At 53.5% G+C, this 22366-nt stretch carries 21 protein-coding genes; 17 read left to right on the top strand and 4 right to left on the bottom strand.

Annotated elements, in window-relative coordinates:
- Positions 1-3: 3 nt before the first annotated feature.
- From GK091_RS11500 to GK091_RS11485, 4 genes are all read left to right on the top strand, one after another.
- The gene (locus GK091_RS11500; RefSeq protein WP_164037635.1) at positions 4-957 is read left to right on the top strand and encodes a transketolase family protein; all 954 of its coding nucleotides are present in this window, start codon (positions 4-6) and stop codon (positions 955-957) included.
- Positions 958-1065: 108 nt separating this feature from the next.
- On the top strand, positions 1066-1638 hold the full coding sequence (locus tag GK091_RS11495) for an RNA polymerase sigma factor (protein WP_164037631.1): 573 nt from the start codon (positions 1066-1068) through the stop codon (positions 1636-1638).
- A gap of 66 nt (positions 1639-1704) precedes the next feature.
- Positions 1705-2169 (top strand): hypothetical protein, encoded by a 465-nt coding sequence (locus GK091_RS11490; RefSeq protein ID WP_164037626.1) that lies wholly within the window; start codon positions 1705-1707, stop codon positions 2167-2169.
- 9 nt (positions 2170-2178) lie between these two features.
- Positions 2179-2631, top strand: a complete 453-nt coding sequence (locus GK091_RS11485) for a hypothetical protein (protein ID WP_164037622.1) — start codon at positions 2179-2181, stop codon at positions 2629-2631.
- 34 nt (positions 2632-2665) lie between these two features.
- On the opposite strand, the gene GK091_RS11480 is transcribed toward GK091_RS11485, so the two are convergent.
- The 4 genes from GK091_RS11480 to GK091_RS11465 form a co-directional block, all read right to left on the bottom strand.
- Positions 2666-3712, bottom strand: coding sequence for a LiaI-LiaF-like domain-containing protein (locus GK091_RS11480; RefSeq protein WP_164037620.1), 1047 nt, complete (start codon positions 3710-3712; stop codon positions 2666-2668).
- A gap of 89 nt (positions 3713-3801) precedes the next feature.
- Positions 3802-4266 (bottom strand): PspC domain-containing protein, encoded by a 465-nt coding sequence (locus GK091_RS11475; protein WP_164037617.1) that lies wholly within the window; start codon positions 4264-4266, stop codon positions 3802-3804.
- A 241-nt stretch (positions 4267-4507) separates the two neighbouring features.
- Positions 4508-5143: a phosphoribosylanthranilate isomerase gene (gene trpF, locus GK091_RS11470; protein ID WP_164037614.1), complete on the bottom strand. Its 636-nt coding sequence runs from the start codon at positions 5141-5143 to the stop codon at positions 4508-4510.
- Between the two features lie 98 nt (positions 5144-5241).
- The gene (locus GK091_RS11465) at positions 5242-6096 is read right to left on the bottom strand and encodes a sugar phosphate isomerase/epimerase family protein (RefSeq protein ID WP_164037609.1); all 855 of its coding nucleotides are present in this window, start codon (positions 6094-6096) and stop codon (positions 5242-5244) included.
- 442 nt (positions 6097-6538) lie between these two features.
- Here GK091_RS11465 and GK091_RS11460 point away from each other — a divergent pair, with 442 nt between their 5' ends.
- From GK091_RS11460 to GK091_RS11400, 13 genes are all read left to right on the top strand, one after another.
- A complete protein-coding gene (locus tag GK091_RS11460; RefSeq protein ID WP_164037605.1) occupies positions 6539-8797 on the top strand; it encodes a TonB-dependent receptor in 2259 nt (752 codons plus the stop codon).
- A gap of 81 nt (positions 8798-8878) precedes the next feature.
- Positions 8879-10264: an HmuY family protein gene (locus GK091_RS11455; protein ID WP_164037602.1), complete on the top strand. Its 1386-nt coding sequence runs from the start codon at positions 8879-8881 to the stop codon at positions 10262-10264.
- A gap of 67 nt (positions 10265-10331) precedes the next feature.
- On the top strand, positions 10332-11207 hold the full coding sequence (locus GK091_RS11450; protein WP_164037599.1) for a heme/hemin ABC transporter substrate-binding protein: 876 nt from the start codon (positions 10332-10334) through the stop codon (positions 11205-11207).
- 5 nt (positions 11208-11212) lie between these two features.
- Positions 11213-12316: a FecCD family ABC transporter permease gene (locus GK091_RS11445; RefSeq protein ID WP_164037596.1), complete on the top strand. Its 1104-nt coding sequence runs from the start codon at positions 11213-11215 to the stop codon at positions 12314-12316.
- Positions 12317-12333: 17 nt separating this feature from the next.
- A complete protein-coding gene (locus GK091_RS11440; RefSeq protein WP_164037593.1) occupies positions 12334-13131 on the top strand; it encodes a heme ABC transporter ATP-binding protein in 798 nt (265 codons plus the stop codon).
- 20 nt (positions 13132-13151) lie between these two features.
- On the top strand, positions 13152-14177 hold the full coding sequence (locus GK091_RS11435; protein ID WP_164037590.1) for a hemin-degrading factor: 1026 nt from the start codon (positions 13152-13154) through the stop codon (positions 14175-14177).
- A 161-nt stretch (positions 14178-14338) separates the two neighbouring features.
- Complete coding sequence (locus GK091_RS11430; RefSeq protein ID WP_164037587.1) at positions 14339-14674, top strand: DUF6686 family protein; 336 nt, start codon at positions 14339-14341, stop codon at positions 14672-14674.
- 17 nt (positions 14675-14691) lie between these two features.
- A complete protein-coding gene (locus GK091_RS11425; protein WP_164037585.1) occupies positions 14692-15042 on the top strand; it encodes a hypothetical protein in 351 nt (116 codons plus the stop codon).
- Positions 15043-15050: 8 nt separating this feature from the next.
- Positions 15051-15395 carry a hypothetical protein gene (locus tag GK091_RS11420; RefSeq protein WP_164037582.1) on the top strand — a complete coding sequence of 115 codons (345 nt, stop codon included), beginning with the start codon at positions 15051-15053 and terminating at the stop codon, positions 15393-15395.
- Positions 15396-15561: 166 nt separating this feature from the next.
- Positions 15562-15903, top strand: a complete 342-nt coding sequence (locus tag GK091_RS11415; RefSeq protein ID WP_164037579.1) for a DUF6660 family protein — start codon at positions 15562-15564, stop codon at positions 15901-15903.
- 100 nt (positions 15904-16003) lie between these two features.
- On the top strand, positions 16004-20425 hold the full coding sequence (locus GK091_RS11410) for a CusA/CzcA family heavy metal efflux RND transporter (RefSeq protein ID WP_164037576.1): 4422 nt from the start codon (positions 16004-16006) through the stop codon (positions 20423-20425).
- A 12-nt stretch (positions 20426-20437) separates the two neighbouring features.
- On the top strand, positions 20438-21709 hold the full coding sequence (locus tag GK091_RS11405; protein ID WP_164037570.1) for an efflux RND transporter periplasmic adaptor subunit: 1272 nt from the start codon (positions 20438-20440) through the stop codon (positions 21707-21709).
- Between the two features lie 26 nt (positions 21710-21735).
- A complete protein-coding gene (locus GK091_RS11400; protein WP_164037566.1) occupies positions 21736-22362 on the top strand; it encodes a hypothetical protein in 627 nt (208 codons plus the stop codon).
- Positions 22363-22366 lie beyond the last annotated feature (4 nt).

Below are 22366 nucleotides of genomic sequence, written 5' to 3'. Positions count from 1 at the left end.
ACTATGAAAAAATACGAGTATACCGAAAAGAAAGACACTCGCTCCGGTTTTGGCGCGGGTATCGCCGAACTTGGCAAGACCCATCCGAATGTTGTCGCCCTAACGGCTGATCTGGCCGGGTCGCTAAAACTCGACGCATTTATCAAAGAATTTCCCGAACGGTTCGTTCAGTGCGGTATCGCGGAGGCTAACATGATCGGCGTGTCGGCGGGCCTGACCATCGGTGGCCATATTCCCTTTGCGACGACATTCGCCAATTTTGCCACCGGACGGGTTTATGACCAGATTCGGCAGTCGGTTGCTTACTCGAACAAAAACGTCAAAATCTGCGCATCGCACGCGGGTGTTACGCTGGGCGAAGACGGGGCAACCCACCAGATTCTGGAAGATCTGGGTATGATGAAGATGCTACCCAACATGACCGTCATCAACCCCTGCGATTACAATCAGACGAAAGCCGCTACCCTTGCCATTGCCGACCACGTTGGTCCGGTTTACCTGCGCTTCGGACGGCCCGTCATTCCGGTCTTTACGCCCGCCGACCAGACGTTTGAAATTGGTAAAGCGTGGACCGTTAACGAAGGATCTGACGTGTCGATTTTCTGCACAGGTCATCTGGTTTGGGAGGCTATCAAAGCCGGTGAGATGCTGGCCGAGGAAGGCATTGAAGCCGACATCATCAATATTCACACGATTAAGCCGTTAGACGAAGAAGCGATTCTGGCATCGGTGAAGAAAACAGGCTGCGCCGTATCGGCAGAAGAGCACATGATCAGTGGTGGTCTGGGCGATAGCGTTGCGCATGTATTGGCCCAACATCACCCGGCTCCCCTGGAATACATTGGCGTCCACGATACGTTTGGCGAGAGTGGTACACCCGATCAGCTGATGCAAAAATATGGCCTTACCGCCGACAAAATTGTTGAGCAGGTGAAAAAAGTAATGGCACGAAAATAAAGAAGTGAGGAGCGAGATGTAAGAACTGAGGAGTAGGTCTGCTTTGCCCAGCAAGCTGATACCAGCACTCCTTACATCTTACCCCTTACTCCCCGCTCCTTATAACCAATGACTGACGCAGAACTCCTCGCTAAATACCGCGATCCGTCGACCCGGAATTATGCTTTTAATCTGTTGGTGCGCCAGTATCAGCAGAAAATATATTGGCATATCCGGAAGATGGTCATTGATCACGATGACGCCGATGATTTGGTGCAGGAAACGTTTATTAAAGTATGGAACAGCCTGGAACAGTTTCGGGGTGATAGTCAGTTATACACCTGGATATACCGCATTGCGACCAACGAGTGCCTCAATTTTCTGAACAAAAAACGTCGCCGTTTTTTTCTACCGATCGGGGATGTTGAAGGCGAATTGATGGAGAAGCTGGAGAGCAACTCGGATTTTGTTACGTCAGGCAACGAGCTAAGCGGGGAAGAAATACAACTGAAGTTGCAGAAAGCCCTCCTGAAGTTACCGGATAAGCAGCGACTGGTTTTCAACATGAAATACTTCGATGACATGAAGTATGAGGAGATTGCAGACATCACGGGAACGTCAGTTGGTGCCCTAAAAGCCTCCTACCACCTGGCCGTAAAAAAAATCGAAGATTATCTCGACAAATCCGATACATCCGATTAAACCCCGGCTCGCGTAGCTTGTCAAATCGTATATACAGCAATTGTGTAACTTGTACACTGAACGACAATGAACGACATGAACAACTTCAGGCTTGACGAACTTCCCCCTGAGCATCCGCTTCGGCAACAGCCGTTTCAGGCTCCGGATGGCTACTTCGATCAGCTGCCCTCCCGAGTACAGGCTCGTGTGGCCCGGAAAGCGAAACCAGCGTTCAGCATTAGCTGGTCCTGGCAGCGAACGGTAACGTCGCTGGCCGGTGCCAGCCTTATCGCGGTGCTGGTCTGGAAAACAATACCACAACGGCAGGAGTCTATTGGTAGTGAAGCCCTGACGGGTGTTAGCAACGAAATGATTGCCTCCTACCTGGATGAACAAGGCATAGATCCCTATGAATTGGCTGACGGTCAGCAGGTTCATTCGTCGCTGGGCAGCGATACGACGGCCATTCAATACCTGAATGTGAAACCCGCCGATATTCAGCAGCACATTGACGAGCAAAATGTAATGGAATCACCGGGCCTCGGCTCCTGACTTTAACGAATGGTTAATTTTACCACGATGAGACACGCATGGATTGGTTGGTTAGTAGCTTTCGTGATGACAACCCACATCACCCTGGCGCAAAACGACCCAAATGGACGCCAGAAAATTGAAGCAGCGAAAATTGGTATGATTACCAATCGGCTGAATCTGACAACAGATCAGGCCCCCCAGTTCTGGGCTGTTTACAACGAATACAACGGTAAAAAGCAGGAACTGAACCGGCGCATCCGGCAGATCAGCAACGAGCCCTCGCGGAGCAATCTCAACGATAATCAGCTGGTTAACGGCCTTCGCGAAATGAATTCAACCAAACAAAAACTCGCCGATCTTGACGACGAGTACATGAGTCGGTTTCTGAAAGTGATTAGTCCGGCCCAACTGACCGAGTTATACAAAACCGAGCAAACGTTTAATAAGATGTTGCTTAATCGGTTGAACAACCAGAATTGACGATGAACCGCCGGGCTATCCGGCGGTTCAAACTTTAGTACCGAACTACTTTGAAGCTGGAGATACCCCCGTCGAAACGAATCGTCATTTTCTTTTTGGCTGCATCGTAACCGGGGCTTACAAATTCACCACCGCCAACATCCGTAAATTCCTCCAGCCGTTCTACGTTCAGAGCGCCGTCTTTCTTAATGCGGCAGCCTACTTCTTTCGGAACATGGACGGTCATCGAAGCGGCACCCACATCCAGTTTCACGTCTGACATACCCGCCTTTGCGCCTAGTTTAAGGTCAAGATCAGCGGCTCCTACAGCGAGTTTCAAACTCTTCACAGCATAAGCGCTCAAATCCAGATCGCCCTGACCGGCACCGAGAGCAATATCCATCGACCAAACTGGTTTTTCGTTGAGGTGGATGTCCACACGGTTTTCAAACTTACCGTCTTTCAGATCAAAATTGTGGTTTTCCTCCTTGGGCTTTAATTCGATCGTCGGCACGTGCGTCGTTTCGTCGCGGTCGACTGACATCGAGTAACTACCAATGTTCTGTTTGGTATCAGCCTTGATCAGTTCTGACGTCGGCTCACTGATGATGAACCGGCCAGCACCACCCGCCAGTTTGAGCACAGCCTCGCGGGTATCGTCGGTCATCGACTCCGTAAACGTATTCGTCTGTATTTTATCCGATCGACGATTTTCCCGTTCGGACCGATACGCATCTTCATTATCCGTGTCGTCGTCGTTACCGTTATCGTCATTATTGTCATCCTCATTGTTTTCATCGTCATTGTCATCCTCGTCATGATTGTTCCAATGGATGCCAAATCCATCCCGGTCGCGATCGTGGGCGAAGAATCCGAACAATGTGGTCGGTACAGCCACGGCCAGTATGATCGTTGTGACAAAGGCAGCCGGATTACCACGCCGTTCGAGAATCAGGTTAATGCCCGCCAGAATCAGGAGTACCGGCCACAAATTCACCAGCGAATGCCAATCCACATCTAGCCATCCGGCTCGGCGGGCCAGAAACAGCACACCAAATGTGAGCAGAAAAATGCCCCAGAATAATCCGTTTCTTCGTTGCATGTCAGACGTTAGTTTGGGTATGGTGTAAGACGTATACTGTGTTCGGAAAATTACCAGCTACAGCATCTATCTTACACCATACAGCCGTATTATAAAGGGTTGTTCGTGTTGTTGTTATTGGGGTCGTAAGGCGTCTTGATGCGATCCCGGAAAATAAGCCACAACCCGATGGCGATGAGTACGAACGGCCACAGATCGCCAAAATCAATATCGAAATAGCGATCCAGCAGGAACAGAACGCCGAGTAGAATCAGAACGGCCCCGCCGATAACGCTACGGTCGGGTGATGCGGGTTGGTTGGGATTGTAAGGACTCATAGAAAAAACGGGGTTTGCATAGATGGTTGATTGAGACAATGATCCGCCGAATCGGCGCTCTGGCAGCGCGACCCACAAGATACAGTAAATGATCAGCGCGGGGAAGTGCGGAATAAAAATTCCAAGTACAAAAACGAGCCGGACTACGGCACGATCGATGCCAAAATAATCGGCTATACCAGCACATACGCCCCCTATCTGGGCCTGGTCTGAAATTCGTTCTAATCGCTTGTTCATGGCTTTTACCGGAACGCCGGCTCGTTGTTAAAACCGATGTAAACCTAATAACGAAGCCGGATGCGCGAAATCAGAATTGGAAGAATGGACGCGCAGTTTGATGGAAGTGTGTTTTCAATGATAGTAGGTAATGCATAGTAGCGGGTAACACTAGAAATAGCTATCCATAAACAGCCAGCCGCTATCCGCTTGTGCTATGTGCGTCTGCTATCGATAGCTGACTGTTTACGAACAGCGACCTTTACTCTTCCTCGATAGCTTCCAGAATATCCATTAACTCGCCGAACTCCTTGTTGCCCGGACGTTCTTCATCACCGCCACTGAGCGCAATACCCCGAACGGGTAATTCAGCTAATAACTCGTGGACGTTTTCGGCGGACACGCCTGTTCCAAGCAAAACGGGGTATTTACCGGATAATTTAAGAAGAGCCGCCTTCAGATCAGCATCCAGATGGATCGGGCCTTTGCTCTCCAGTAAAACGTATTCGGCCCCGGCGGCACCCGTGTGTAATAACGTGCTGAGTTGATCGAGCGTCAACTGCGACAGGTCAACGCGTAAAATAAGCCGCAGCTCACCCTGTGAACCGCCAAAGGTGCTCAGGTAAGGCAACAGAGCCGCTTCGTCTACCTGTAAGAATTCAGGCTGGTAGGTTTCGAGCAGTTGTTCGATCAGTTCCGGATCGGTGGCGGTGGTTTCTCCGACAATCTGTACCCCAGCCACCCACGATTTTATTTCCAGAAATTTCTTCGGCTCAACATAGTCCGGCGATTCGGGATCCATCGAAAAGCCGAGCATGTCGACGCCCATGCCGGCGCAATACCGGGCATCACTAAGGTTCGTAACGTTGGATATTTTAACAAGTGTTGTGAGAGCCATGATTCAGTTTATTACGTGCCGCGAAGTTAAGCGGGCCGGAAGCGCGGTGCAAGAAACCGACGTGTATCTGGCTCCGTACGGCGTTTCCGGCCCGTTTCTCACTGCACCTTCACCCGATTATAAATAGCCCGGAAGTTCCTGACGCTCTCCGCAATTTCGGGTCCGTTATTTTCCCAATGGTATTCATACTCCGCCGAGATTGGCCCTTTGAAACGCTGACGTTTCAGTTCAGCAATAACGGCTTCTACTTGACTGTCCCCCGTTCCCCAAACCACATCGTGGTATTTGCCATCGGGCGTGTCGCGCTTCACATCTTTGAAGTGCATCCCCAACACGTGGCCATTCAGTTTTTTCAGGCATTCGACCGGATCAAGTCCTGAACGTACCCAGTGCCCGATGTCGGAGCAGGAGCCAACGTATTTACTCCCGCCAATAGCCGCCAGAACGGTATCCGGATGCCAGTAGCGCGAGGGCTTGGGATGGTTATGCAGGGCAACGTTAATCTTGTACTGATCAGCCAGTTTACGGACCAGCGGCATTTGCGCTGGTGTGGGTTCGGAGTTGATATTCAGAATGCCCATGTCTTTGGCAAACTCAAACAAGGCTTTCCATTCCTCGTCCGTTTTTGGGCTGACTACGCCATATGCAACGACCGTCAGGCCCTTGTCCTTGATCAGTTTTTTAACGGCCTGGCGACTGGAGGCATCCATCTGAAAATCCATCTTTCCCTCCATACCGCCACCGATTGTCTGGCCCGGATACGCTTCAACGTATTTCAGTCCGCAACTATCGATTTTTCGCAGCGCGTCTACAAAAGGGAACAGTCGAAACGAATAGGCTTGAGCACCCAGCTTCCAGCCCGCTTTATCTTCCGGATTTTTCTGGGCTGTCGCCGAAACGACACATAGAGCAACGATGCCCCAACCAAACAGGAATTTTACTAAATGTTTCATACAGCCGATACGAGTTTCTGCACAAAAGGAACGGAAGAATTGGCTTTACCCATTCGGTACTGAGAATCAGCTCGTATTCCCTTAGAAATAGCCATTTCTCGATCCATCGCTGCTTCTGAAAATCAGTGATCCCAAAGCCACCCATAATCGGCTGAAACACAATACTATTTTTATTTATTCTAAATAAGTATTGACAGTAGCGAAAGCTTTCCTACATTTGTGCGTCTATTTAGATTAAGTCTTAATAAATTATAGTATTCAATTTGACCGCTTCAATGATCAGTTTGTTGGTCAGCTGAGCATACGATTGATTGACTGTCAACGACTTTCTTACCAATTGAGACGGGTTGACCAAACGACCAGCTTGCGTTACTCCATTCCTGACGTAATGACTATGAAAAAGACGTGTACGCTTCTCCTTATATCACTACTTACCCTACTTATGTCAGTTGATCCGTCAACGCTACGGGCGCAGCAAACGACGGGTGGTAGTGTTGAGGGGACAATTTTACTCATCGATGGATCGGCAGGTGCTTTTGCAACGGTGCGGGTCAACGGAACGAAGAAAGGGACAACCGCCGATGGAACAGGCCATTTTACCCTAACCGGCCTGACACCGGGCCAGCACGAACTACACATTTCGATGATGGGCTACGAACCAACACGGCAGATCGTTCAGGTCGAAAATGGGAAGGCTACTCCATTTATAGCCCGGCTAACAGCAGCAAACAATCAACTCAATGCAGTTGTCGTAACGGGTCAGTACGAACCGCAATCACTCAAAAAATCGGTCTACAACGTGCGGGTCATCAATAGCGAACGCATCCGACTACGGGGGGCAGTGAACGTAATCGGTGTACTGAACAATGAGTTGGGCTTTCGCTTTTCCAGCGACCTTACGCTGGGCACTACCGATGTTCAGTTGATGGGTATGTCGGGGCGAAACGTAAAAATCCTGTTAGATGGGTTACCGATGGTTGACCGGGGGGATACGCGGGAAAGCCTGAACCAGATCGACGTCAACAGCATCGAACGCATCGAGATTGTCGAAGGTCCTATGTCGGTTTCCTACGGGTCGGATGCGCTGGCGGGGGTCATCAACATCATCACCAAAAAGCCGGGTGCCGAACGACTTGGTGTCAGTGCCCGGATTCAGGAAGAAACCGTTAACAAAGACTACAACCTGTTGACCAGTCAGGGACTTCACCTCCAGAATGTGGGCGTTACCTGGCAGAACAAAGGCTGGAACGTATCGGCAGGCGTAACGAACAATACCTTCGGGGGCTGGCAGGGACAGGCTACGGGCCGCGTGAACGACTGGCTACCTAAAGATCAGTTGTTTGGCCACGGCAAAGTTGGCTACCGTACCGACAGGGTAAACCTATACTACCGGCTGGATGCGTTGAAAGAAAGTCTGCTGAGTCAGGGAGCCGAAAACGTGAATACGCAACAGGCGCGTGACCAGAAATACATAACCACCCGCTATGTCCACCAGCTACAGGGCGACTGGAAACTGAGCGGGCGATTGCAGCTCAACGGGCAAGCGTCCTACACCGATTACCAGCGCCGTACGCAAACCACTCTGCTGGACATACCCACCGGACGGCGTACCCTCACATTGGGCGAGGGGGAGCAGGATGTATCGACATTCACCAGTCAGACGTACCGGGCCACAGCTTCGTACAAAGTATCGTCGGCGGTTTCGTTACAGCCCGGCGTCGACATTAATCTGGACGGTTCTTCGGGCGCACGTATTCTGGGTTCGCCCACGATCAATGACTACGCGTTTTTCGTCTCGTCAACGATCAATCCAACAGCCCGTATCAGCATTCGTCCGGGCCTGCGCTTCATCAAAAACTCAGTCTACGATGCACCACCGGCCATTCCTTCCCTGAACACCAAGATTGCCCTTACCAATACCCTGGATCTGCGCCTGGCGTACGCCCGTGGCTTTCGCTCACCGGCACTGCGCGAACTGTATTTCAATTTCTTCGATGCCAGCCACTCGATTCGTGGCAATCCAAACCTGAAAGCCGAAACCTCCAACAGCCTGAACGGCTCACTAGCCTGGCAGGCAAGCCCAACGTTCAAATCCACGCTTGGGGCTTTCTACAACGTCTTCAACAACCTCATCAGTTACGGCATCGATCCAGCTGACCCGCGCATTTCGATGACCATCAACGTCGATAAATTCAAAACCACGGGTTTCACGCTGGAAAACGTCTTCGCCTGGAAAAACCTTCAGGCTACCGTCGGCGTCTCGTACATCGGTCGCTACAATAATCTGCTAACCCAGACCGATACGGTTCGCTATGCAGAGGGCAAGTTATCACCCTTTATGTGGTCGCCGGAAGTCAATACGAACCTCACGTACACGCTCAGAAAGCTCGATACCAAGCTAAGCCTTTTTTACAAATACTCGGGAAAACGCCCAAGCTACCTGGCAACGGTAACGGCAGACAATCAGGTATCGGCTACGCTGACCGAGATCGCAGCGTTTCACTGGGCCGACCTGACCATCACGAAACCAATTGCAAAATACCTGACGCTGACCACGGGCGTAAAAAATCTGCTCAACATCACCCGCCTGGCGAATACGTCAACCGATACGGGTAGTGCCCACAGTACGGGCGGAGCAGCCCCCGTCAGCTACGGTCGCTCCTACTTCCTTGGCCTAAGTTTCCAATGGTATAAAAACTGACGGCACTACCCACATTTTATCTTAACTACCTGATTAACAACGCAACCAATAAAATTTAGTCCTCCAACCATTTATACTACTATGAAAAGAGCCCTTGTTTTTATGCTCGTGCTGGCCGTAAGTACCCTGAATGCCTGTAAAGAAAGTGAGCCACCGCTACCCGACAATCTGATCCAGTTCGAGAGTGCTGAACAGGGACTGGATGCCGCTACCAAAGAAGCCACCATCAAGTTGAAATTATCCCGTGCCGTCGATGCGGCTACCCCCGTTACCGTTCAGGTCACGCCTACCGGTATCGCAGCGGGAACGCAGTTCACAACGACGCCAGCCTTAACCGGCAACACACTGTCACTAACAGTTCCTGCCGGAAGCAGCGAAACCTCCTTTAAACTGACGAAAGCCGATAACATCTTCCTGAGTGGAACCGAAACGGTTGCCCTGGCCATTACGTCGGCGGCAAGTCCGGTACTGGTTGGAACGACAAAACAGCTTACCGTTAAATTTACGTCCATCATTTCGTCGGGTACCAACCTGACGCTGGACGGTGGAACGGGTGGTTCCAGCGCCGTCAATGCGGTCTTTGTCGATTTGAGTAACAACGCGCAAAGCTCGGTGAAGCGGGCAAGCTGGGATTTAGGCTTCTCATCGGGCACAGATTTCCGGGTTATTCTTAACAACATGACGGGTGCCGCAGCCATCGCTCTGGCGAAGAATGATTTAAACCAAGTGACGGCCGCCGATACCGTTGGTCTTGTGCTGAGCACCAGTAATTTCGATCCGGCAGGGTTAAAATTAATAGATGATGTATCGGGTGATCTGACGAAAACAGTGATCCCATCGATTTCAGCTACCGACGCGAACAACAAAGTGTACATTGTTAACCGGGGTACGGGTGGATCAACACCCGCCAAAGGTTGGATAAAAATCAGGGTATTACGCAATGGTACAACGGGTTATACGCTTCAGTATGCCGGTATCAAGGAAACGACGTTCAAGACCGTGTCGATCACGAAAGACGCGGCCTATAATTTCAGCTACGTATCGTTTGATACCGGTGCTGCTGTAACCGTTGAGCCGGCCAAAGCCCGCTGGGACATTGAGTGGACCGGTGGTATCTACATCACCAGTGACGGCACCAACAACATTCCGTATTACTTCTCGGATCAGGTTTACATCAACTTCCTGGCGGGTGTAACGGCTGCCGAAGTCATGACCAGCACGGTTACGTACGATGCGTATGCGGAGAGCAACATTGCCACGACAACCTTCAAAGCTGATCGCTCAGTGATTGGCTCAAACTGGCGGGCAACCACCGGAACCGTTGGGGTGAAAACCGATCGGTTCTACGTGGTGAAGGATGCTGCGGGCAACGTCTACAAACTTAAATTCATCAGCTTCATCTCCAACGATGGCGGAGTACGGGGCAATCCGAAATTCGACTACAAGCTGGTTAAACAAGCCAACTAACTCAGGCTCTCGACAGACAGGTCGTTTGCGCAAATGGCCTGCCTGACTTTATCAAACCACAATCGCTATGAAACAATCATTCGTTTTTACCACGTGGCTCACGTGCCTGCTTCTGGTTTTCTTGGGAAATAATCAGTCCGCCGATGCCGCCAGATCGCCTAAGGAGGAGCCGGTTCGCATCGTTTCACTCGATGGAACCGTCAGCGAGATTCTTTGCGATCTGGGGCTGCAATCACACCTGATCGGTGTCGATGTGACGAGTACCTATCCCGAATCGCTGAAAAAACTACCGAAAGTCGGTCATAACCGGACCATCTCCGCCGAAGGTGTTATCTCGCTGAAGCCAACGCTGGTGCTGACGACTCAGAATGCCGGTACGAAATCCGAAGTAATTGAGCAGATCAAATCGGCGGGTATCAACGTCATTACGTTTCAGCAGGAATACAGCATCGCTGGTGCGAAAAAGCTGATCCAGGACGTGGCGACAACGTGTCAGGTTGGTTCGAAAGCGAAGCCACTGATCAAAAAACTAGACGCTGATCTGGCGCTGGTCAAAAAAGCGACGAATAGCCCGAAGGTGCTGTTCATCTACGCCCGGGGAACCGGCACGATGATGGTATCGGGCCGGGGTACGCAGGTCGACAAAATGATCGAGCTGGCCGGGGGCGTCAACGCTACCCCTGATTTTGAGAACTACAAACCCCTGACGGCGGAGTCGCTGGTAGCGGCCAACCCCGACGTAATTTTACTGTTCGACAGTGGCCTCGAAAGTCTGGGGGGTCCTGGTGGTTTGTTGAAGGTCCAGGGCGTGGCGCAAACCAATGCGGGTAAATACGGCCGGATCATCGATATGGATGGTCACCTGCTAAGCGGCTTCTCCCCTCGGCTGGGAAAAGCCTTGCAGGAGCTGGCTCAAAAAATGAATCAGAAACCCAAAGCGTAACGCGAATGGATATACCCACCGCAACCATCAATCCGCCATCGACCGTACGTCCGGCTCAGCGATCGGTGCTCCGAACAACCGTCAATCCGTGGTTGATGCCGTCACTGGTCATTAGCCTGCTGATAACGATTGTCCTGTCGGTCAGTGTCGGTGCTATGCGCATTACGCCGTATGAGATCTGGCTCATTGGCAGCAAAGCCTTCGGTAATTCGGTTGAGGTCGATGGGTCGAAAGAAGCCATTCTGCTGGCAATCCGGTTACCCAGGGTGTGTCTGGCGGTGCTCATTGGCGCAGGACTGGCCATTTCAGGGGCCGCGATCCAGGGCCTGTTCCGAAACCCTCTCGCCGATCCGGGACTGATCGGTATTTCGTCGGGGGCGTCGCTGGCCGCGGTGATGATGATCGTGCTGGAGGCCGCTTTCTTTAAGCAACTCACCGGGTTGTTGGGCCTGTACGCACTATCGGTCGTTGCGTTTGCGGGGGCTTGCACCACCGCGTTTATAGTCTACCGCGTGTCGAAGTTGGGGGGTAAAGCCCTCATGACGACCATGTTGCTGACCGGCATCGCCATCAATGCGCTCTCCGGAGCGTTGACGGGTATCATGACGTACATGGCTACGGATGAGCAGCTCCGCAACATTACCTTCTGGAGTCTGGGCAGTCTGGGTGGCGCCAGCTGGACATCCGTGCTGGCGATCTTACCCTTTACCGTCATTGCGCTGATTGGCATACCGCGTCTGGCCAAATCGCTGAATTTACTGGCCCTCGGCGAAAGCCAGGCAAACATGCTGGGTGTCAATCTCAAGAGCATCAAGCGGCAGGTCATTATCTTTTCGACGATGGCCGTTGGTACGTCCGTGGCGGTGGCCGGCATTATTGGTTTTGTGGGCCTAGTGGTTCCGCATCTCATCCGAATGGGAGCCGGTTCTGATCATCGACGCGTCCTGACGGGATCGGCCCTGGGTGGTGCGGTTGTGCTCACGCTGGCGGACTCCCTCGCCCGAACTCTCGTGGCACCCGCCGAGCTACCGATTGGTATTCTCACGGCATTGGTCGGTACGCCCGTTTTTTTGTGGATTCTGTTTCGTGAAAAACGCCGGGCGGTTTAGCCTAAAACCTAGAAACGATGTTAGAAGTCAAGAATCTATCGTATCGAATCCGGAATCGGAATCTGCTCGATGGTGTTTCGTTCCGCGCGAATCCGGGCGAACTGCTCGCGATCGTTGGCGCGAACGGAGCCGGGAAATCGACGTTGCTTAAACTGTGTACGCGCGAACTGTCCGCAACGGACGGGCAAATCCGGCTTCAGCACAACCCCATCGACTCGTACTCCGAGAAAGAGCTCTCCTTATTTCGGGCGGTGCTGCCGCAGCAAAACGCGGTCGTCTTTCCGTTTCTGGTCAGTGAGCTGGTCTTGATGGGTCGCTACCCGCATTTCGACTTCCACCCCGCCGAACGGGACTACACCATTGCCGAACTGGCGCTCAAAAAAGTGGGCATGTGGGACTTTGCTTCCCGGATTTTTACCACGCTGTCGGGCGGTGAGCAGCAGCGGGTACAACTGGCGCGCGTGTTGGCTCAAATCTGGGATGTGTCGCAGGGGATTCTGTTTCTGGACGAACCGACGACCGGTCTTGACCTGCTCCATCAGCACCAGATGCTGGAATTGGCCCGCGAGTTTACCCAAAAAGGCTTTTGTGCCGTTGTCATTTTACACGACCTGAATCTGGCAGCGCAGTACGCCGACCAGATTGTTATGCTGCGTGCCGGTCAGGTGGAAGCAGCCGGTACACCCCGCGACGTTATCACGGCAGAACTTATTCAGCGCGTATTCAATCTGAAGGTGTGGCTCCTTGAGCATCCGGAAATGAACTGCCCCATGGTGGTTCCCCGATACAATCAAATAGCGGGTAGTCAACAGTAACCATAAAACCGAACCATAACATGATCACAACACAAAGTCTCAACGAGCGCTGGTCTGCGTTCAAGGAACAAAACCCGAAAACCCGTATTCGTGATGCCGCTAAAGAACTGGGCGTAAGCGAAGCCGAACTGCTAGCCACGCAAATTGGCGAAACGGTTCAGAAACTGGACGGCGACTTCCGCGACCTGCTGAAAGACGTGCCCACCCTCGGCCATGTGATGGCTCTGACGCGCAACGACAACATCGTTCACGAACGCAAGGGGGTTTACGAGAAAGTATCGTTCAGGGATCAGACGGGGCTGGTACTTGGGCCGGACATCGACTTACGCCTGTTTATGTCGCACTGGCATTTTGGGTTCGCCGTCGATGAAAATGGTCGCAAGAGCCTTCAATTTTTCGATCTGGATGGGCTGGCCGTTCACAAAATCTACCTGACCGACAAATCCGACGAAGCCGCCTACGACGCGCTGGTTCAAAAATACCTCGCTGCCGACCAGGCAAGTCCAATCGTTACGGTACCCTACCCCGCCAAAGAAGCCGACCCCGCCGGCGACGACGTTGATGTTCAGGCTTTCCAGAGCGAGTGGTTAGCGATGCAGGATACCCACGAGTTTTTCGGCCTGTTGCGCAAATACAAACTGGACCGGGAGCAGGGAATCCGGCTGGCCCCGGAAGGCCACTCGCAGTCTATTTCGGTCGATCAGCTCAAACGCATTTTTGAAACCGCGGCCGAACGCGAACTACCCATCATGATCTTTGCGTCCAGCCCCGGCTGTATCCAGATTCATACCGGGCCGGTTAAAAAGATGGCCAGCATGGGGCCCTGGTTTAACGTGCTGGACCCTGAGTTCAACATGCACCTGCGCGAAGACCAGATCAACAGCATTTGGGTGACCCGGAAGCCAACCAAAGACGGCATTGTAACGGGTCTCGACCTATTCGATCAGCAAGGCAACAGTATCGCGCTGGTATTTGGTAAACGGAAGCCCGGCATTCCCGAAATGAACGAATGGCAGGCCATTGTTAACGAGGTCATAGCCGCCTAACAACGTCCTACCGGCTCGCGGAAACGAGTGCCATACCTCCATGACGTTGGCGCAGGGATCGTTCCAATCGCATCACCCGAAACGTCCTACTGGTCAACGTCATGGAGCCTTAATTCAACAACGAATTTTCTTCTGGTCATTGTTACTCTTCGTTTCCAACTATGGCACACTGTCATCAATTTCGTACCCTCGCCGAAAGTGAACTCGGCTATGTCGGTATCTGCGAAGGTTGCCGCACGGTCAATGTGGCGTTCCAGAATTCGCTGTTTTGTTTGTCCCTGAACCAGTTCGATGCCTTCCGGGAGCTAATTCATGAGCGATTGGCCATGCGCCCCGTGTATACCTCGCACGGTAAAGAGCTGCTGCTGCCGACCCCCATGCCGAACTATTTTCTGCTCTTCGCCCACGACGAGGTAGACAAGCTGGGTGCGCTATTGACCGAAGCAGCTCCGGTTCTGGAAGCCGAACGCATTCTGGACGTGAGCCGTACAAACTAATCAAAACCGGATACGTTATGACTGCTGGCTCCCTACCCTCGCATCGGTTACTGGTCGATGAACCCGGCTTGCTGTTGACGCAATGTTGCTGCTGCGGAGAAATTGAACTGTACTTCCGGGGCCTCGCGATAGCCCTCAACCTGACGGACTTATACGGACTCGTGAACCGCCTGGAGAACCTACCCCAAGCCGCCCACTATCGGGTTGGCCTGCTTGATTTACGCGACACGCTGAATAAAGCCGGTTTTCAGGCCATCGGCCTCGACCTGACCGATGTTGAGCGGGATCGTTTGTTGCGGGGCCTGCACCTGGCCTGCCTGCGCCTGGATATGGATCTGCTGACTCGGGGCCACCTCCCATTGAACTAAGGAACATAATGCCCAACAACGAAACGCTTTACTCCAGCTGTTACGGAACCATTCGCTACTGCCCACACCGCTGCCAGTTTCGGCTTTACTTCGGCGACATGCAGGTAGCGATGGAAACGGAAACGCTCCGACAATTCGCCCGTAAAGTGGCTCGGCTGGCGGACAAAATCGAGCGGTCGCCGATAACGTACTCCGCTCAACCAACCCAGCTTTGCCCGCCCAATCTGGAAGGCAGAACCTTTTCGTTCTGTCTTGACGAGATCCTGGATCTGAACGACCTGTTGTCAGGCTCTCTGACGCTGATCGAGTTGAACGAGTTTTTAACCGAAAACGGGTTCACAATCCGCTCCTGACACCCTGTTCGCCCATCCAGAACGAGCGATGATCGGGCTATCCTCAACGCCAATGGTTGTTGTATAAGTGCCAATCCGTCTTTTTTTGGCATTTACGAGTAACAGATGCGCTCTTGTCTTGCATTTGACTACCTGTTGCACGAAGCTTTACCGTACTTTTACGTTCGTGAAGTGGCTGACAACTTTCTTGGCGTTTTATCTGCTTGGTCTTTCGCTGTGGCCTTGCGCAGATGATACCCCACCTACCAGTGGGCCGGGTAACTATGTCGTGCTGACAAACGCACCCGTTCCGCAGTCTGGTTCGACTCACGAACATCACGATCAGTGTACCCCGTTTTGCAGTTGTACCTGCTGCGCGGCCACGATTAGCATTACTCCCAATTTTTCGTACGCCCTGGCTCACTCCGTTGAGATCACCGGGATAGCCGCCGTCGCGTTCCCGTACGTTTCGCTTCACTGGGCTGATCCGCTTTCGGCCATCTGGCAACCGCCCAAACTCCGGGTCTGAACACCCTTTGCGTTTACAGTTGGCAGCACACCATCGATGAGTGGTGTGCCATTCGCTCGTGCGCAGCATCCTCTTGTTATTCACCCGTTCAGATTCAATCATGCTGGATCGCATCATCCACTTTTCCATACGGAATAAACTCATCATTGGCCTCTTAACGGCCGCGCTGGTACTTTGGGGCAGCTACTCACTGACCCGGCTCCCCATTGATGCACTACCCGATATAACGAACAATCAGGTGCAGGTCATCACGCAAAGCCCGGCCCTGTCGGCGCTGGATGTGGAGCGGCTTATCAGCTTTCCCATAGAGCAGACCATGGCAACCCTGCCCAATCTGGTTGAGGTTCGTTCCATTTCCCGCTTCGGTCTGTCGGTGGTTACCATTGTCTTTACCGACGAGGTCGACGTGTACATGGCCCGTCAGCAGGTTTTCGAACGATTGCAGCAGGCGCGCTCCCAAATCCCCGTTGAGGCCGGTAGCCCCGAACTATCGCCTGTGACCACGGGTCTTGGCGAAATTTACCAGTATGTTTTGCGGGCTAAACCCGGCTACGAAAAACGCTACTCGGCCATGGAACTACGCTCCATTCAGGACTGGCTTGTCCGGCGGCAATTGTTGGGCACCAAAGGCGTTGCGGACGTGAGCAGTTTCGGCGGTTTTCTCAAGCAGTATGAAGTAGCCGTTGATCCGCAACGACTCCGGGCCGCGGGCGTTACGATGGATGAGCTGTTTACGGCCTTGCAACACAACAACCAGAATGCGGGGGGCGCCTACATCGACCGCCGGCCCAATGCCTATTTTATCCGTTCTGAAGGACTCATTGGTTCGTTGGCCGATATTGGCAAGATTCAAATTCACCGAACACCGGCGGGCATTCCGGTGCTGGTACGCGATGTGGCGCAGGTTCAGTTGGGGCATGCTGTACGGTACGGAGCCATGACGCGCAACGGCGAGGGGGAGGTGGTAGGCGCGATCGTGATGATGCTGAAAGGCGCGAACTCGTCCGATGTGATTGGCAACGTGAAGGAGCGCATTGAGCAAATCAAAAAATCGCTGCCCGAAGGCGTTGACATTCACGCTTTTCTGGATCGCAGCAAACTCGTCAGCCGCGCCATCGGAACGGTCGAGCGCAACCTGATCGAAGGTGCGTTGATTGTGGTTTTTGTACTGGTCCTATTGCTGGGCAACTGGCGGGCGGGGCTGGTCGTAGCGTCGGTGATACCGCTGTCGATGCTGTTTGCCGTGTCGTTAATGAATCTGTTTGGCGTATCCGGTAACCTGATGAGTTTGGGCGCGATCGACTTTGGGCTGATCGTGGACGGTGCGGTGATCATTGTGGAAGCAACGCTGCATCACATTGCACTCAAAAGTTTCCGTCACCAGCTCTCCCAGAGCGAAATGGATGACGAAGTTTTTGAATCGGCCAGCCGCATTCGCTCGTCGGCAGCTTTCGGCGAAATCATCATCCTGATCGTTTATTTACCCATTCTGGCCCTGGTCGGTATCGAAGGGAAAATGTTCCGCCCGATGGCCCAAACCGTTGCGTTTGCCATTGCCGGTGCGTTCATCCTGTCGCTGACCTACGTGCCCATGATCTCGTCGCTACTGCTCAGTAAAAAGCCGGTACGGGAAGGAACACGCACGATTTCAGACCGCATTATGGCCTTTTTTCAGCGCGGCTACGCCCCCGTCATTCGATGGACGCTCAACCACCGAGGCATCGTTGTCGGTGGCTCGATAGTCCTGTTTGCTGCGTCGCTCTTTATTTTCTCGCGCCTGGGCGGTGAATTTATTCCGCAACTGGACGAAGGCGACTTTGCCGTTGAAACGCGGGTCATGACGGGTTCGTCCCTGTCCCAATCAACCGATGCTACCCTACAGGCGGGGCGTATGCTGAAAGAAAGTTTTCCGGAAGTCATCGAAGTCATCGGTAAAACGGGAACCGGCGAGATTCCGACCGATCCAATGCCCATCGAAGCTACCGATCTGATGGTGATTCTGAAAGATCGCCCAGAATGGACTTCGGCCAGCAGTCGGGAGGAACTAGCCGATAAAATGCAGGATAAACTAAATCAGATACCCGGTGTAAGTTTTGGCTTTCTTCAACCCATTCAGATGCGATTCAGCGAATTGATTTCAGGCGTAAAACAGGACGTGGCCATCAAACTGTACGGCGAAGAGTTGACCGTACTGGCCGATTATGCCGCCCGCATTGGCCGGGTTGTCACGACGGTGCCGGGCGCAAAAGATCTATACGTCGAACAGGTAGCGGGTCTGCCACAGATTGTTGTCCGGTTCGACCGCGACGCGCTGGCCCGCTTCGGGGTGTCGATCGAGGATGCTAACCGATACATTCAGACCGCTTTTGCCGGGGCATCGGCAGGGCTGGTTTATGAAGGCGAACGGCGCTATGCGCTGATGATCCGGCTACAGCAGCAGAACCGGCAACGGCTGGAGGACGTACAAAACCTGCTCATAACGTCGGCAGACGGCCAGACAATTCCGCTGAGCCAGGTTGCTGACGTATCGTTTCAAACGAGCGTCAATCAGATTCAGCGCGAAAATGCGCAACGCCGAATCACCGTAGCCTTCAACGTGCGCGACCGGGACGTCGAGAGCGTTGTGCGGGAGTTGCAGCAGAAACTGGATCAACAAATCAAACTCCCACCCGGCTATTACCTGACCTATGGCGGCCAGTTTCAGAACCTGGAGGAAGCCAAGGACCGGCTCATGGTGGCGGTCCCGGTGGCGCTGGGGCTAATTTTCACCCTGCTCTTTTTTACGTTTGGCTCTATCCGGCAAAGCCTTTTGATCTTTTCGGCCATCCCGCTCTCGGCCATTGGCGGTATTGTTGCGCTCTGGCTTCGGGGTATGCCCTTCAGTATCTCGGCGGGGGTCGGGTTTATTGCGCTCTTCGGCGTGGCCGTACTCAACGGCATCGTATTGATCGGCGAATTCAACCACCTTCGAAAGGAAACGGAACTGGACTTACGGGCTCGCATTTTACGAGGAACAGCCACCCGGCTTCGCCCGGTACTGATGACGGCGTTGGTCGCATCGCTGGGTTTTTTACCAATGGCGTTGGCGACTACTGCCGGGGCAGAAGTACAACGTCCATTAGCGACGGTCGTGATTGGCGGCCTGCTTTCGGCCACCCTGCTCACGCTGCTGGTATTGCCTTGTCTGTATTGGTGGGAGCAAACAGCCGGGGGGACGGATACGCTGAAGGCCAACCAGTCAGCCATCACCGGAGCGGCAAGTGGCAAACTAGCCAGTGGGCTACTGCTGCTCGTTCTATTGGGCGGTAGTGGTTCGTCGGTACAGGCACAGGTGCCACAGCTAACGGCGGGGACGCTGTCGCTCGATGCGGCCCTTCGGCAGGCAACGGCCAACAATGGAACGGCGCGCGTCAGTGCCCTCAACACTGCCGTACAGCAAACCGGTCGGCGGTCAGCGCGTGATATTGGCGCAACGAATTTGACCTGGACGGGCGGGCAATACAATGGCAGTAGCTTCGACAATAATTTCACGATCTCCCAGAGTCTGCCCAACCCTAAATTGATCAAACAGCTTGGAAAGCTGGCTGATGCCAACGTGCGAAGCAGTGAAGTGCAGGCGAGGCTCACGCAGAACGGGTTGAGGGCACAGGTTAAAGCCGCCTACTACGACCTGCTCTACCTGGGCGAACGCAGTAAACTCCTACGGTCGCAGGATAGCCTGTTGGTGGCGTTCCGGGCGGCTACTGAGCTTCGGCTGAAAACGGGCGAAGGAACGAGCATTGAAGTGGCGACGGCTAGTAATCAACTCGGCGAACTACGGAATCTGCTGGCCCAAACGGAAGCCGATCGCGAAATCGCACAAAGCCGGTTGCAAACCCTGCTCAATACCAACCAACCCCTACGGATTACCGACAGTCTCTTGACTCGCCGGGAGTTACCCGCCCTGACCGATTCGGCAACGCTGGCGCAAACGCCCGAACTGGCCCTGCTTCGGCAACAAACTGATGTAGCGGCCCAGCAGACCCGCGTTGAACAGGCTCGACTCCTACCCTCTTTTTCGCTCGGCTATTTCAACCAATCGTTGATCGGCACGTATGTGGTCAACAATCAGGAAGTGACCTACGGGGGCGGCAAACGCTTCCAGGGGGTTATTGCCGGTATCGCCATGCCCTTGTTCACCCGACCGCAGCGCGCCCGCGTCGAAGCGGCCCAACTGGGTCAGCAACTCAGCGAAGCCAGTCTCACACTGGCTCAACGCAATTTGCAGGGTGAGTTACGGAGCTTGGTTCAGGCTATTCGTAAACTGCAAAGTAGCCTGACCTATTACGAACAAACCGGTCTGCCCACCGCCAATCTGTTGACCAGTCAGGCCAATCGGGCGTTTCGCGCCGGGGAAATTGCGTACCTGCAACTATCGCAGGCGCTGACCCAGTCTTATCAGACACGCACGGGCTATGTCGACACGATCAATCAGTACAATCAGGCCGTCATTGCCCTGGAACAAGTACTCGGCCTGCCTTAACCATCCACTCTCATGTCCAGTCAATTTAAGCACTATAGCCTCATCCTGTTCCTGAGCATTTACGGCCTGCTCGCCTGTCAGCCGGAACAGCCAACCGACAAGAAAACTAATACCCAGGAGGCTTCTACGGAACACGCGCACGAAGAAGGCCCTGCCGATATTGTCGAACTCACCGATGATCAGCTTCGGATCGGGGCTGTTAGCCTGGGAAAAATCGCGTACCGTCATGTTAGCCAGCAGTTACTGGTCAACGGACGACTGGCCGTACCCGCGCAAAGTCAGGTCAACATTTCGGCGTTACTGGGCGGATTTATTCGAACCATTCCCTTACTGCCCGGCCAGCGCGTATCGAAGGGCCAGGTCTTGGCGCGTATCGAAAACCCGGAACTAATCCAACTTCAGCAGGATTACGCCGAAAACCACAGCCGTCTGACCTACCTCGAAGCAGAGTTTGCGCGGCAGAAAGAGCTCAGCGAACAAAATGTGAGTGCGCTGAAAGTCTTTCAGCAAACCAGGGCAGAGTTGGGGGCTACCCGTGCCCGACTTACCGGGCTGGCTCACCGGATGCGCCTGGTCGGCTTATCCCCCGAGGCTGCGCTGGCCGGGAAATTCAGTAGTCTGTACACCATCAGTGCGCCCATTTCGGGTGTGGTGACCAACGTTTCAGCCACAGCGGGTCAGTATGTTCAGGGGAGCGATGTGATCGCCCGTCTCACCGGTAGCCAGGGTTTATACGCTGAACTGACGGTGTTCGAAAAAGATCTGCCGCAGGTTCGGGAAGGGCAACCGGTAACGATCCGCCTGACCAATGAGGGTGGGCGCGAACGGCTTGGTCGTATAACGCTCATTAACCGCTCGATTGAGCCGGACCGTTCGGTGCGTGTCGTGGCTCAGCTTGACCAACCCGACGCTCGTCTGTTGCCCAATACCTTCCTGAAAGCAAGTCTTGCGGTAGGTGCCAGCCGGGTTACGGCGTTGCCCGAAGAGGCCATCGTATCGGCCGGGGGGAACGATTATATTTTTGTCGTTACGGACGAGAAACCGCACGAACAACATCCGGAACATGCTGACCATGCCCCCCATCCGGGCGAGACTGAACCAAAAGCAGGCACTACGTTCAAGCAGGTTCCGGTGCGTCGGGGCGTGACCGAAGGCGGCTACTCGCAGATTATCCTGCCCGCGTCGATTAACCTTACCACCACGCAGGTTGTTAGCAAGGGAGCCTACGCCGTTCTGTCGCAGCTTCAGACCGCTGGTGGCGAAGAAGAAGGACACGCCCATTAACCGGACCCGATGGTTCACCTCCAACAATGAATGCACTTATTACCGGGAGCCTTACGCTGAGTCTGCTGCACGCCCTGATTCCCAGCCACTGGCTACCGTTCATAACCATTGGTCAAACCGAACGCTGGTCCTACCGACAGTTGATGACGGTGACGGCGGTCGCAGGGCTGGCCCATACGATCAGCACTAGTCTACTTGGATTACTGGTGAGTCTGGCGGGCTGGCAACTGGCCGAAAACTACCACGATCTGTCCGAACGGGCCATTCCCCTGCTTTTGCTGGCGCTGGGACTCTGGTATCTGATGCAGCATGTGCGTCATCGGCACGTCCATGACCATATCGATGCGACTGTCACCCGGAAGGCCCGCTCGTTTGGCACGTTACTCCTGTCGTTGGGACTGGCCATGTTCTTGTCGCCCTGTCTGGAAATCGAAGCTTATTTTCTCAGCGCCGGGGCTAAAGGCTGGCAGGCCGTTCTGCTGGTTGCCTTGATCTACAACGTCGTAACCTTATCGGGAATGCTGATTATGGTTACGCTGGGCCGACATGGTCTGCGCCGGATTGACCCGCATTGGTTCGAGCATCACGAAAACCTGATTACCGGTCTGACGCTGGTTGGACTGGCCGTCCTTAACTTCTTCATTGAATTCTAACAAT

Source organism: Spirosoma agri (assembly GCF_010747415.1).
Lineage (GTDB): Bacteria > Bacteroidota > Bacteroidia > Cytophagales > Spirosomataceae > Spirosoma > Spirosoma agri.
The sequence above is the reverse complement of the archived record's forward strand: the minus strand, read 5'-3'. Positions and strand labels throughout refer to the sequence as shown.

Coding starts and splice junctions, on each gene's coding strand:
- GK091_RS11500 (WP_164037635.1), top strand. CDS start 4: ATGAAAAAATACGAGTATACCGAAAAGAAAGACACTCGCTCCGGTTTT.
- GK091_RS11495 (WP_164037631.1), top strand. CDS start 1,066: ATGACTGACGCAGAACTCCTCGCTAAATACCGCGATCCGTCGACCCGG.
- GK091_RS11490 (WP_164037626.1), top strand. CDS start 1,705: ATGAACGACATGAACAACTTCAGGCTTGACGAACTTCCCCCTGAGCAT.
- GK091_RS11485 (WP_164037622.1), top strand. CDS start 2,179: ATGGTTAATTTTACCACGATGAGACACGCATGGATTGGTTGGTTAGTA.
- GK091_RS11480 (WP_164037620.1), bottom strand. CDS start 3,712: ATGCAACGAAGAAACGGATTATTCTGGGGCATTTTTCTGCTCACATTT.
- GK091_RS11475 (WP_164037617.1), bottom strand. CDS start 4,266: ATGAACAAGCGATTAGAACGAATTTCAGACCAGGCCCAGATAGGGGGC.
- trpF (WP_164037614.1), bottom strand. CDS start 5,143: ATGGCTCTCACAACACTTGTTAAAATATCCAACGTTACGAACCTTAGT.
- GK091_RS11465 (WP_164037609.1), bottom strand. CDS start 6,096: ATGAAACATTTAGTAAAATTCCTGTTTGGTTGGGGCATCGTTGCTCTA.
- GK091_RS11460 (WP_164037605.1), top strand. CDS start 6,539: ATGTCAGTTGATCCGTCAACGCTACGGGCGCAGCAAACGACGGGTGGT.
- GK091_RS11455 (WP_164037602.1), top strand. CDS start 8,879: ATGAAAAGAGCCCTTGTTTTTATGCTCGTGCTGGCCGTAAGTACCCTG.
- GK091_RS11450 (WP_164037599.1), top strand. CDS start 10,332: ATGAAACAATCATTCGTTTTTACCACGTGGCTCACGTGCCTGCTTCTG.
- GK091_RS11445 (WP_164037596.1), top strand. CDS start 11,213: ATGGATATACCCACCGCAACCATCAATCCGCCATCGACCGTACGTCCG.
- GK091_RS11440 (WP_164037593.1), top strand. CDS start 12,334: ATGTTAGAAGTCAAGAATCTATCGTATCGAATCCGGAATCGGAATCTG.
- GK091_RS11435 (WP_164037590.1), top strand. CDS start 13,152: ATGATCACAACACAAAGTCTCAACGAGCGCTGGTCTGCGTTCAAGGAA.
- GK091_RS11430 (WP_164037587.1), top strand. CDS start 14,339: ATGGCACACTGTCATCAATTTCGTACCCTCGCCGAAAGTGAACTCGGC.
- GK091_RS11425 (WP_164037585.1), top strand. CDS start 14,692: ATGACTGCTGGCTCCCTACCCTCGCATCGGTTACTGGTCGATGAACCC.
- GK091_RS11420 (WP_164037582.1), top strand. CDS start 15,051: ATGCCCAACAACGAAACGCTTTACTCCAGCTGTTACGGAACCATTCGC.
- GK091_RS11410 (WP_164037576.1), top strand. CDS start 16,004: ATGCTGGATCGCATCATCCACTTTTCCATACGGAATAAACTCATCATT.
- GK091_RS11405 (WP_164037570.1), top strand. CDS start 20,438: ATGTCCAGTCAATTTAAGCACTATAGCCTCATCCTGTTCCTGAGCATT.
- GK091_RS11400 (WP_164037566.1), top strand. CDS start 21,736: ATGAATGCACTTATTACCGGGAGCCTTACGCTGAGTCTGCTGCACGCC.